Genomic DNA, 11,579 nt, shown 5'->3' with positions numbered 1-11,579 from the left:
TCCGCTACGTCGTCAACAGGTTTTTTGCACCAGCCTGACCTGCCCAACCCGCCGAAAGCCTTGCCACTGCTGGCTCTCCCGCTCCCCGCGCTCCGGTGTCCGAAGCGCGAAAGAACGAGATTCTAGCGACACAGCACATGGCTTGCAAGCGCTATTTGCACACTAGGAAAGGGACGTGAAAACGCAGCCGCGAACGTAAGCGACGCTTACATCACAGGGCCACCATAACCACAGAAATGAAGTACCCCGATCACGCCGTAGCGTGCGTCTCCATCACCCGTTCCACGACATCCAGGTAATGATCCACATCAGGGGTCGCGCGGTTCGCCTCTTTGGCGAGATCGTCCCAGCGGCGCACGCGTAGCGCATCTTCCGCAAAGGGTTTGTTGAGAAATTCATCCGCTTCCTGCCTGCTGAAGATGCCGCCCTGCAATTCAAGACTGCGCACAGAATCAGCCGAGAGGCGTCCAAAGTACGTATCGTCGATTGCGCACAGGCAACGCTTCGCGTCGACGTGCAGACGAATCGGCTCCAACACCGCATCCGGCAATACAGGACGCAGAAACGGCAACGCAAAATACTGATGCAGATCGTCGATACCACGTGCGGTAGGCGTCTCGCCGAAGCGGTTCAGCAAATGCCCAAGATCATGCAGGAAAGCAGCAGCGACCAGTTCATCGCTTGCGCCCTCCTTTTCAGCCAGCGCCCCACTCTGCAGCGCGTGCTCCAACTGCGTCACCGGCTCGCCGCTATAGGCGACGTTGCCGTACTGCTCAAACAATGTACGAATATCATGAAGACTCAAAGCCACAACATCACTCCCAAGGTAATGAAAACGTCTTGAGGTTGGTAAAGCTCTTCATGGCTTCCTGTACCCCTTCCTTGTAACCCAGGCCCGAATCCTTGATGCCGCCGAACGGCGTCAACTCGATCCGGTATCCCGGTACTTCCCACACATTCACCGTACCGACCCGCAATTCGTTGATGAATCGCGTGATCGCATCCTGACGGTTCGTACACACGCCCGACGATAGACCGAACACCGTGTCATTGCTGATCCGAATCGCGTCGTCGAGCGTGTCGAAGGTAATGATTGGCGAAACCGGCCCGAAGGTCTCTTCGCGAACCAGAGACATAGCCGGGTCCACCCGGTCGATAACAGTCGGCGCATAAAGCGCACCCGAGCGTTGGTTGCCCGTTAGCAAACGCGCGCCTTGGGCCACCGCCGCGTTGACGCGCGCTTCGAAAAGCTGCGCTGCGGCCTCGTCGATAACGGTACCCATCTGATTCGCAAGATCGAACGGGTCACCGTAGGACCATGCACGCGTCATTTCCACCACTCGTTCGGTAAATTCCGCGGCCACGCTCTTTTGCACGAGCATGCGCTTGACAGCCGTGCAGCGTTGACCCGAATTTTTGTAGGATCCCTGAACAGCCAGCGTAGCCGCGCGGTCGAGGTCAGCGTCTTCCAGCACGATCAACGGATCGTTGCCACCTAGCTCCAGCACAACGCGTCGGTACGCTGCTTTCGCAGCAATATATTTGCCAATCGCCACGCCGCCCGTAAACGTCACCAGTTCCGCAAGCGGATGCGTAATCAGTTCATCGGCGATTTCGTGCGGGTCACCGGTCAACACCTGCAGCATAGGCTCTGGCAAACCCGCTTCATAAAGAATATCGGCCAGGTAGAAAGCCGATAGCGGCACCTTTTCCGAAGGCTTCAACAAAACACGGTTATTGGTCGCAATGGCCGGTGCAATCTTGTGCGCCACCTGGTTCATCGGGTGATTGAACGGCGTAATCGCGACGATCACGCCCGCCAGCGGTTCACGCTGCGCGAACACCCGACGCTTTTTACCGTGCGGCGTCAGATCGCATGAAAAGCTCTGGGCATCGTCACGCAACGCTTCGATCGCCGCGAACTTGAATACATCGGCCACACGTCCGATCTCGTACCGCGTGTCCTGCTTCGACAGGCCCGATTCGAGCGAGATCAGATCCGAAGCCGCCTCGGCGCGCTCACGCAGCAAAACCGCCGCACGCTCGAGAGTCTGTGAGCGCTCGTAGCGCGTGAGCTTCGACTGATATGCGCCGGCGTACTGAAACGCCGCGCGCACATCATCGACGCTTGCCAACGGCACCGTGCCGACGCGCAATCCGGTGTACGGATCGAACACGTCGAGCGTGCGTTCGCGCAAACAACGCTCGCCTTCAAGGCGCAGCGCTTCGACGCGAAACGCGGGATGGTCCGTCAGCACCGCGTTCATGATGCCGCCACGTGGTTCAACGCTAGGTCGAACACGTCGAAGTTTCGCAAGCGCTTGCCGTCCGTAAGACCCTGAAGATGCCGGTTAAAAATCAACGGCACTTCCTGCTCGGAGATGCCACCGTGTGAACGAAGCGGCACGGTGAGGCCCGAAAGATCATGCTCGTCGCGCCGCGTGCCGAGCACCACATCGCGCTTGCTGACCACGACAATGTCGCCGACGCGGTCATTCGGCAACTCGAAGCGCTCACACGCCGCGCGGTTGTCCAGCACGACCTCCACGCCATCCAGACCGCCAATCCGTTCGATCACCTGCCTCACGTTCACATCATGCGGCAGATAGATGGTTGCGAACGAGCCCAGCGCGCCGTGGTGGACCACATAGGGATCCGTGATGGGCAGAATCACCCGAGCCTTGCGTGCGCCGAGCCATTCGTCCATCACGTCCTGCAGATAGATCACATTCGGCTCGCCAGTCTGCGGATTGTGCTTCGCGTTCATGCCGTGATCGGCCGTCAAACCGATCACCCAGCCAAGCGCATCAAGCTGTGCAAGATAGCGATCCATCATCGCGTAGAAATCGTTCGCGCCCTGGGTACCCGGCGCCCACTTGTGCTGAATGTAGTCGGTGGTGGACAGATACATCAGATCGAGCTTGCGCGTTTCCGCAAGACGCACGCCCGCGGCGAAGACGAACTCGGACAACCCCGCGCTGTACACATCGGGCACTGGCAAACCGACCAGATCGAGCACATCCGCGATGCCGTTGTCTGCCAGCGTCACCGTATCCGCCTTCTCTGCCGAGAAACAGATGCCCTTCAGTTGCCAGCCAAGCAGACGACGCAACTTGTCCTTGGCCGTCACTACAGCAACCGCAGCAACCGCTTGCGCCGCCTCTGCCAGCAGCGTTCCGGCGCGTAGGTAAGCGGGATCGTTCATCATCACCTCCGCGCCCTCGCCGCCATTGGCCTGCGGGTCCCAGAAGTAGTTGCCGCAAATGCCGTGCACCGAAGGCGGCACGCCGCAAACGATCGACAGGTTATTCGGGTTGGTGAACGAAGGAATCACGCAATCGCCCTTGAGCGCGGTGCCCTCTTTCATCATCTTGCCAATAAAGGGAGCGACGCCCGCGGCAACCGCCGCCTCGAGGTAGTCGTACTCGCAACCGTCGACGCACACCACGACCACCGGTTGCGACGACGACAGCCGGTAAGCACGGCCATTCACCTCGATGCTGCGCTCGCTCTGCTCGGACTGAATAGACATCGTTTCCTTCCTTGCGCGTCGATTACGCGCGTTCTGCGTCGATTGGAACTGACGACGGCACCAGCACACTGCGTTGTCCAGCCGACTCACAGGCTTCGTGCGCGCGTTGCAACCCACCGTTGACATGCGCATGCATCAGCGCAGCAGCGCGATCGGCTTCGCGCGATGCCAGCGCCTTCAGGATGGCGCGGTGCTCGGCCAGCGAGCGCTCCATCGCGTCGGCATGCACCACCAGCGCGGCGCGCCGGAACAGACTCAACTCACCCACGAGACGCCGATACGTCTCATACAGCTTGCCATTACCCGCCGCCGCCACGATGCCGTCGTGAAACGCTACATTGGCCCGTGCGTAGGCGTCGTGATCCTGCGCGTCGAGCGCGCTGCGCATGGCGTCGATCTGCGTGCGCAAACCCGCCAGTTGCGCCGCGTCGATGCTCGACGCCAGCATCCGGCACGCCGCCTCTTCAAGCACGGCCCGCACGGCATAAATCTCGTCAGCTTCCGCGAGCGACACCACCCGCACGAACACGCCGCGATTCTTTTCGGTCGTGACGAGTCCGGCCTGCTCGAGCGCGCGGAACGCTTCGCGCACCGGCCCTCGCGAAACCTGCAGGCGTGCGGCCCAGTCGGCTTCGTTGAGCTTCGCGCCGGGCGCCAACACGCCTTCAACGATGTTGCGCTCGATCTCGTCGCGCACCAACGCGGTGAGCGAATGCCGGCGTACGACGTCAATCGGATCGGCGGATGCTGTTTCCATATTTTCGGTCATTTCGACATTTTTTGCCACATCAACGTGCGTTGAACGTCGGCTTGACGTTCAACACCGGAAGTCAGGGCAATCCGCGGGTCAGTCGGCCCGGCGGCGCGGAACCCGTGCGGCAATCAACAGCAACGCCGCGAGCGAGACAAGCAGCAGAATCAGAGAGAGGGCCGAGGCCGGCAGGTAATAGCCGCGCTCGACCTGACCGACCACGACGATCGGCACCGTCGCAAATCCCGGCGGATACACGGTCAGCGTGGCGCCCAGTTCGCCGAGCGAAAGCGCGAAACCGAGCGCGAGACTCGCGCGGATGGCCGGCACCAGTTGCGGCAGGACGACCCGGCGCAGCACCATCGACGGCGGCGCGCCGAGGCTGGCAGCCGCCTCGCGCAGGATGGTCAGTTCCGGGCGCAACGCCGCGGCGGCACACCGGTAGCAGAACGGCAGGACTAGCGCGAGCTGCACCAGCACCACAATCGCGGCCGAGCTCGACAGATCGAGCGGACGTTTGTGATAAGCAATCAGCACCGCCAGCCCGAGCACCACGCTCGGCACCCCGTTGGGCATCATCGCGATCGTATCGACGAACGCACCGAGTCCGCGCCGATCGCGCCCTTCGAGCGCCAGTGCCAGCCAGAGCCCGAGGATGGTGCCAAGCACCGCGACGCCGAAGCCGATCTCGAGACTCGTACTGAGCGCATCGAAATCGCTCGAACCGAGGCGCTCGAACCAGCGCATGCTGAAACCATCGGGCAAGATCGTGCCGGACCAGTGAGCGGCCACGCTCGATAGCGCCACCACCACCACCGGCAATACGAACAGCCAGAAGCACAGCAACGCGGCGAACGCCATGAAGGCACCGCCAGCGACCCGCGTGGCAAGGCTACGCTGCACCGGACGCGCACGCTTGTGCATGACCGGCAAGACAGTGGGATCCAGTTCGACGGCCATTACCGTGCTCCTCTAACCTTGCGGCGGTTGACCTGGCGGTACAACGCATACAGCGACAGAGACATCATCAGCATCACGACAGCGCCGGCGGCCGCGGTCGGCAGATCCAGGTCGACGGTCGCGGAACTGTAGATGGCAACCGGCAGTGTGATCAGATGCGCACTGCCTAGCACCAGCAAAATGCCGAACTCGTTCAGCGTCAGCAGAAAGCACAGGATCGTGCCGGCTGCGATGCCCGGCCATGCAAGCGGCAGGATCACCCTGAACGCCACCATCAAGCCATTCGCGCCGAGACTGCGGGCGGCTTCGATCAGGCGCATGTCGAGGGTCGCGAACGAGGCGAGCGTCGGGCGCACCACGAATGGCGCGTAGAACACCACTTCCGCGAGAATCACGCCGCCCACGCCGAACAGGAAATCGAGCGGCGGCGCCTGCAGATGAAAGAGCCGCTGCAAGCCGATGCTGACCGAGCCTTGCGAGCCGTACAAAAAGATCAACGTGAAGGCGACAAGGAACGACGGAAAGGCAACGAACAGTTCAAGAAAACGCGTGACGAGCCGCGCGCCGGGAAACGGCTTGAAGAACAGCATCGACGCGAGCGCCACACCGAGCAGCGACGCCAGACCCGCGCTTGCGAACAGGATCCAAAGCGTCGTGCCGACCACGCCGCGCGTGTCAGGATTGCTGAAAAACGCCGCGTACGCCTGAAAACCAAAGCCGCCATGCGGCCCGGTCAGACTCAGTAGAAGCAGTCGCACCAGCGGATAGATCACCAGCGGTCCGAGCACCACCACGGTGAGGAACACCAGTTGCCACTGCGCCGCACGTTCGCGGCGGCGTACCGCAGCCGCGTGCGAAGCGAAGGTGGCCGCGCGCCGAGCGTCGCCGAGCGCGTCGGGACTATCAGGGGTTGATAAGGACGACATCGTCTGCCTCATAGCGCAAGGAGATACGCGCGCCCTTCTCGGGCAGCATGCCGTGGCCGCGTTGCATCGTGACGAGCACGGGCTCGCTGGGCATCGCGTCGAGCACGACGGACACCGACAGCACCGCGCCATACCACTCGACCGAGCTGATCATGCCGTGCAGATGCCCTTCGCCGAGCGGCACGATCCGCAGCGCTTCGGGACGCAGGCAGGCCACCCGCTCACGTTCGTTGTAGCGCGAATCGCCGAGCGGAAACGCGACGTGCGGCGGCAGCAGATTGGCTGCGCCGAGATAACGCGCCACGAAGCCGTCGTTCGGTTGATCGTAGAGTTGCTGCGGTGTGCCGAGCTGCGCAATGTGACCTTCGCGCATCAGCAGCGTACGGTCGGACAACACCAGCGCGTCGTCCTGATCGTGCGTCACGCAAACAATGGTGAGATTCGGCAGACGCTCATGCAGCGCCTTCAGTTCGGAACGCACCGAGGCGCGCAGATTGGCGTCGAGTGCGGACAGCGGTTCATCGAGCAACAGCACATCCGGCTCGATCACGAGCGCACGCGCGAGCGCGACGCGCTGCTGCATGCCGCCCGACAATTGTGCCGGCATCACATGGCCCGAATCGCCAAGCTGCACGAGCTTCAACGCATCCGCCACACGGCGGGCGATCTCCTTGGACGATTCACGACGCGCGCGCAAACCGAACGCTACGTTCTCGAACACCGACAGATGAGGAAACAGCGCATAGCTCTGGAACAACAGGCCGAGATTGCGCTTGTGCGGTGGTACATGCGTGAGATCGTGACCGGCCACCGTCAAGGTGCCGGCGAGACCATCCGCTTCGATGAATCCGGCGATGAAACGCAACAACGTCGTCTTGCCGCACCCGCTACGGCCGAGCACAGTCAGCAATTCGCCGCGCTCGATGTTCAACGACAGGTCATCGAGCACCGTGCGGGTACCGAAACGCACGGTCAGATGCTCGATCTGCACGCCGCCCGGCGTGCCCGGTTGCGCCGCAGCGAGCGCCTCCGGTGAGGCGCCGAGCGCGCCAGGGGCAAGAGTTGCGGTATTCACCGGATTCATCCTCCAACTAGGGTCTTGCGGGTGAAGGCCTCGCGGCGCGCGCGGCGGGTCAGCTCAACAGCATGGGCCGGCCGTCACGCGTCCTGCGAGGCGTACTACAAGCGATTTACTGCGCCGGCTTGACGACTTCAACCTGCTTGCCGGAATCGCCGATCACGTCGTTCTTCCAACGTGCGGTCCAGTCAGCCTTCTTCGCCATGACCTGGGTCCAGTCCACCGGAATCAGCTTCACGCCGGCAATCGCCTGCTTCACCGCTTCGCCGTTCTTGCCGGCCAGCGGCACGTCAGTGCGGCCCGGAATGCCGAAGATATCCGGCACCTTGGCCTGCACGTCCTTCGACATCAGGTAGTCGATCAGCTTCTTGCCTTCAGCCTGGTTCGGGCCGTTCTTGATCAGACCGATCGCGTACGGCAACTGGAAAGTCGTCGGCTTGCCGCCAGGCGCTGCTGCCAGGAAGATCGGCTTGAGCGACAGACCGCCATTGGCCTGGTCGTCCAGATCCATCTGCAGGTCGCCGTTGGCGAGCGAGATTTCATTGCGCGAGAGCAGCACGTCGAGGTAGCCGGTGCCCTTGGTGTGGAACTTGGCGCTCGCCTCGAGCTTCTTCAGATAGTCGAACGCCTTGTCTTCACCCATCAGCGAAGTCGTGAGGATGATCACGGCCATGCCGTCGCCGGCGGTCGCCGGGTTCGAGTAAGCGATCTTGCCCGTGTAATCCGGGTGCAGCAGATCGGCGAACGTCTTCGGTTCGGTCTTCACGACATCCGGATTGACCGCGAACGAGAAGTAGTTGTTCACGAAGGTCGCCCACGTACCATTCGGCGCCTTGGCGATGGCCGGCACGTTCTTGTAGTTGGCGCTCTGGTATGCCTGCAGCAGACCAGCCTGATCCGCCTGCTGGATGAACGGCGGCAACGTGACGAGCACGTCGGCCTTCGGCGCATCCTTTTCGATGGTCGCGCGATTCACCACTTCACCGCTACCCGCCGTGACGATATTGACCTTGACGCCTTCCTGCTTTTCAAAGCCCGGCAGCACGTCCTTGTAGAGGTTCTCGAGGCCATCGGCCGTGTACAGCACGACTGCGTCCGCGGCATGGGCCGGCAGCGCAGCGCCGCCGAATGCAGCAGCCGCAACCAGTGCCGGCAAGGTTTTGCGGACAATGCTGGCCGTCGCGCGAAGGTGATTCGTCTTTTTCATGTCGCTCTCTCCGAAAGGCAAAAAACCAGACGGTCGGGATAACCCGATACCTGTTGTGATTTGACGGCGGTAGCGCCGCGCCGATTGAATTCGCCCGCAGCGGCTGTCAGGTTCGTGCGATTGCAGATTGCTGACAACCTTGCTGCTTCTTTCCAGCCAGACTTACAGCCAACCTGACACTTTGGCGCTGCCTGCCTTGCCTGAACGGGCACGGCAAGGATTGCAGGTTTGCGTGACAGCGCCGTGACCATTCTGGCAATTTCCAACAAACGACACAATTCGCCAATAATATGCAAACGGAGATTGTTCAAAGCAGTGCGTCGGGAAGCCCTGCCCGATCCATTCGACGATATCGCCGCAGTATGTCAGCGGCACGGCAAGCACCTGATTGCCGACGCGACGCATTCGCCCCTCGCATTGCCGCAAACCGGCGGGCGCACGGGGCTCCAGTGAGGCGCCCAGGCGCGCGTTTTTGAGTTTGAACGTCAGACGAAAGCGCAGCGCCCGGGTAAGTGGCACGCTGATACCGTGCGTCGCGATCAGACAAACGACGTCACGCAATCAGCAGTTCCGGCCCGCGCGTGGCGATAGCCTTGGCAAGCGTGCGGTCCGGTGCGAGTTCGGTCACCAGATAACGGGTGCTTTCGAACCCGTTGATCCGCACCGGCGTGACACGCCCGAACTTCGAATTGTCCGCTACCACCACCGCCAGGTTGGCGGCAGCGATCATCCGGCTGCGCACTTCGGCGGCCATGCGCGTGTAGTCGGTCAGCCAGGCATCTGCGGAGATGCCGCCTGCTCCGACAAAGGCGAAGTCCGCGTGATACTGCGTCAGCTGATAAACCGTGTCGAGGCCGAAAGTGGCGTCCTCGTTGTCCGAGAGCTCGCCGCCCAGCAGGGTGACCCGGTTCTCGTTGCGACGGCCAAGTAGCAGCGCGATACGCCAGTCGTTCGTATAGACGGTGAGACGGTGACGCCCCGTCAGCGCCCGCGCGACGGCCTGGGTGGTACTGCCCGAATCGATGATGAGCGATGCACCGTCCGGCACCAGATCGGCCGCGCGCTCGCCGATCGCCCGCTTCGCGCCGGCATTGGCCGCTTCGCGTACATCGAGATCGGGTTCGCGCCGGTCGCCCGACAGCGCGCCGCCGTGGGTGGTCACCACCAGGCCGCGGGCGGCCAGGGTATTCAGATCGCGGCGGATCGTTTCGCGCGACACATTCAGTTCGCGCACCAGCTCAGCCACCGACAGCGCGCCATTTTTGGTCACTTGCGCGAGGATGTACTGATGACGTTGTTCTGCAAGCATCGATAGACGGCCGGCGAGCGGCACATATAGGTTCAGGAGGCCGCGGTATTGTAGTACGCGATCGCCCTGGACGCTCCCCTATTCCCGCGCTTCCCTGCTAACCTGACGGTCCAGGTAGCGCGTCGCCCGATGCGCGCCGTGTCTTACGATCTACTCATGCCGCCATTGCTTCGCCGGTCACTGCTGCTTTTCCATGCGCTGCGCTTCGGCGCACGCCTGATCTGGCTCGCAGCGCCGCGTGAGCACAAGCTTCACTGGATGATCACGCTCGTGAAGCGTGTGCATGCAACCGAGGGGGGCCGCGATAACCTGCACAGTTTGCTGCCCACGCTCGGGCCGCTCGCCAGCACGTTCATGCAGTCACTGGCCGAACGCCCGGAACTCGCCACCGGCACCCTGCACGATGCCTTCGACGCGATCGGCCGAATGGAAGCTCCACTGCCGCCGCATGAGGTCGAGCCGGCGCTGGCCGGCGCGCTCGGACGACCGCTCACCGGGCTCTTCACACGCATCGATCTGCTGCCGGCACGCAGCGGCTTCGCCGAACAGACCCACCTCGCCCGCCTCGCCGAACCGGTGAACGGCCACCGCGATATCGCGATCAAGTTCGTGCGCGCAGCGCAGGTCGAACAGATCAGCGACGAGTTGGCGCTACTGCGCTGGGTGGCGCGCTGGCTGGAAAAGTTTTCCCGCGACGCGCGTCGCCTGCAGGTCCGCGCGCTCGCCCAGTCGTTCACCGAAGACGTGCTGCGGCGCTTCGACCTGCGCGCCGAAGCCGCCAATCTGAGCCAGACCGGTCATCATTTCGACGGTGACAAACGGCTTGTGGTGCCGGACGTGATCTGGGACTTGTGCAGCGCGCAGACCCTGGCGGTGCAGCATCTCGACACGGTGAGCGCGACCAATCTGCCAGGGTTGCTCCAGCATCGCATCAAGCTCGCGCCGCTTGCCACCCACATCGTTGAGGTCGTCACCGAGCAGGCATTCGAACACGGCTTCTTTCATGCGACTTTCGATGCCGAGCATGTGCGCGTCAGCGTCGAACCCGAGACGCTCGGGCGAATCGTGCTGGCGCAGTTTGCGGTGATGTCGAGCCTGTCCTCGCACGAACGGGAATTTTTCGTGCATGGCGCCACCGCCATGTTCGAGCAGGACTACGGCCGCCTTGCCGACCTGCATCGCGAGGCCGGCCACGTCGAGTCGACGACGCGCACGGAAGTGCTGGAAGCCGAGCTGCGACGGCGCAGCGAGGCGCATTTCGCCGCGGAACCCGAAGACCGCACGGCAGGGGCGCTGTTTCATCATCTGCTGCATGCGGTGCTGCCCTTCGAAGGCGGCACCGTCTCACCCCGGCTGGCCACCGCTCAGCGCTCGTTCCAACAGGCCGAAGCGCTGGCACGCGCGCTGCATCCCGGCGTCGATACGTGGAATGTCGCGCGCACGGTGCTGGCCGGCATCGCGCAGCGCGACATCGACCATCGCGGCTGGATCAAGCGCATCGCGCAGGAAGTGCCGCATCTCGCTCACATGCTGCCGCGCCTGCCACAGCTCGCGGTGCGCTATCTGCAACGTCAGCACGATGCGGCGGGCTCCCGGCAGCATACGCAATTGCTGCGCGAGATCGGCATCGAGTACCGGCGTACGAGGTTTTTGCTGTGGGCATGCGCCGTGTGCGGAGGCCTGCTGGGAGCGGGAGCGGTATTGCTGACACGGTAGGGCCATGCGACGGTGAGGCGGCAAAGCGCGAGTGAAACCCTCGTTGCGGCCGGAGTGCAGCCTCGAACAAGACACGCCTGACGCACCGCGCAATACTGCG

At 62.8% G+C, this 11,579-nt stretch carries 11 protein-coding genes; 1 reads left to right on the top strand and 10 read right to left on the bottom strand.

Features of this window, described 5'->3' with window-relative positions:
- Positions 1 to 250 precede the first annotated feature (250 nt).
- The 10 genes from P3T20_RS30040 to P3T20_RS29995 form a co-directional block, all read right to left on the bottom strand.
- Entirely contained in the window at positions 251 to 811 is a 561-nt protein-coding gene (locus P3T20_RS30040) for a phosphonate degradation HD-domain oxygenase (protein ID WP_074268207.1), read from the bottom strand.
- Positions 812 to 815: 4 nt separating this feature from the next.
- On the bottom strand, positions 816 to 2,267 hold the full coding sequence (phnY, locus tag P3T20_RS30035) for a phosphonoacetaldehyde dehydrogenase (RefSeq protein ID WP_429288674.1): 1,452 nt from the start codon (positions 2,265 to 2,267) through the stop codon (positions 816 to 818).
- Positions 2,264 to 3,532: a phosphonoacetate hydrolase gene (gene phnA, locus P3T20_RS30030; protein WP_429288673.1), complete on the bottom strand. Its 1,269-nt coding sequence runs from the start codon at positions 3,530 to 3,532 to the stop codon at positions 2,264 to 2,266. Before phnA ends, phnY begins: the two co-directional genes overlap by 4 nt.
- Before the next feature lie 22 nt (positions 3,533 to 3,554).
- Entirely contained in the window at positions 3,555 to 4,301 is a 747-nt protein-coding gene (locus tag P3T20_RS30025; protein ID WP_429288672.1) for a phosphonate utilization associated transcriptional regulator, read from the bottom strand.
- 78 nt (positions 4,302 to 4,379) lie between these two features.
- Positions 4,380 to 5,243 (bottom strand): 2-aminoethylphosphonate ABC transport system, membrane component PhnV, encoded by an 864-nt coding sequence (gene phnV / locus P3T20_RS30020; protein WP_429288671.1) that lies wholly within the window; start codon positions 5,241 to 5,243, stop codon positions 4,380 to 4,382.
- The gene (locus P3T20_RS30015) at positions 5,243 to 6,169 is read right to left on the bottom strand and encodes a 2-aminoethylphosphonate ABC transporter permease subunit (protein WP_429288670.1); all 927 of its coding nucleotides are present in this window, start codon (positions 6,167 to 6,169) and stop codon (positions 5,243 to 5,245) included. The genes phnV and P3T20_RS30015 overlap by 1 nt, the downstream gene beginning before the upstream one ends.
- On the bottom strand, positions 6,147 to 7,244 hold the full coding sequence (phnT, locus tag P3T20_RS30010) for a 2-aminoethylphosphonate ABC transport system ATP-binding subunit PhnT (RefSeq protein WP_074269404.1): 1,098 nt from the start codon (positions 7,242 to 7,244) through the stop codon (positions 6,147 to 6,149). The genes P3T20_RS30015 and phnT overlap by 23 nt, the downstream gene beginning before the upstream one ends.
- Before the next feature lie 115 nt (positions 7,245 to 7,359).
- Positions 7,360 to 8,454 carry a 2-aminoethylphosphonate ABC transporter substrate-binding protein gene (phnS, locus tag P3T20_RS30005; protein ID WP_429288669.1) on the bottom strand — a complete coding sequence of 365 codons (1,095 nt, stop codon included), beginning with the start codon at positions 8,452 to 8,454 and terminating at the stop codon, positions 7,360 to 7,362.
- Positions 8,455 to 8,616: 162 nt separating this feature from the next.
- Complete coding sequence (locus P3T20_RS30000) at positions 8,617 to 8,859, bottom strand: hypothetical protein (RefSeq protein WP_429288668.1); 243 nt, start codon at positions 8,857 to 8,859, stop codon at positions 8,617 to 8,619.
- Between the two features lie 148 nt (positions 8,860 to 9,007).
- Positions 9,008 to 9,763 (bottom strand): DeoR/GlpR family DNA-binding transcription regulator, encoded by a 756-nt coding sequence (locus P3T20_RS29995; protein WP_429288667.1) that lies wholly within the window; start codon positions 9,761 to 9,763, stop codon positions 9,008 to 9,010.
- 156 nt (positions 9,764 to 9,919) lie between these two features.
- Here P3T20_RS29995 and P3T20_RS29990 point away from each other — a divergent pair, with 156 nt between their 5' ends.
- Positions 9,920 to 11,479, top strand: coding sequence for an ABC1 kinase family protein (locus P3T20_RS29990; protein WP_429288666.1), 1,560 nt, complete (start codon positions 9,920 to 9,922; stop codon positions 11,477 to 11,479).
- Positions 11,480 to 11,579: the final 100 nt, after the last annotated feature.

It is taken from the genome of Paraburkholderia sp. GAS206C (assembly GCF_050435645.1).
Classification (GTDB): Bacteria; Pseudomonadota; Gammaproteobacteria; order Burkholderiales; family Burkholderiaceae; genus Paraburkholderia; species Paraburkholderia phenazinium_B.
Note: the sequence above shows the minus strand (reverse complement) of the source record. Positions and strands in the feature narration are given on the sequence as shown.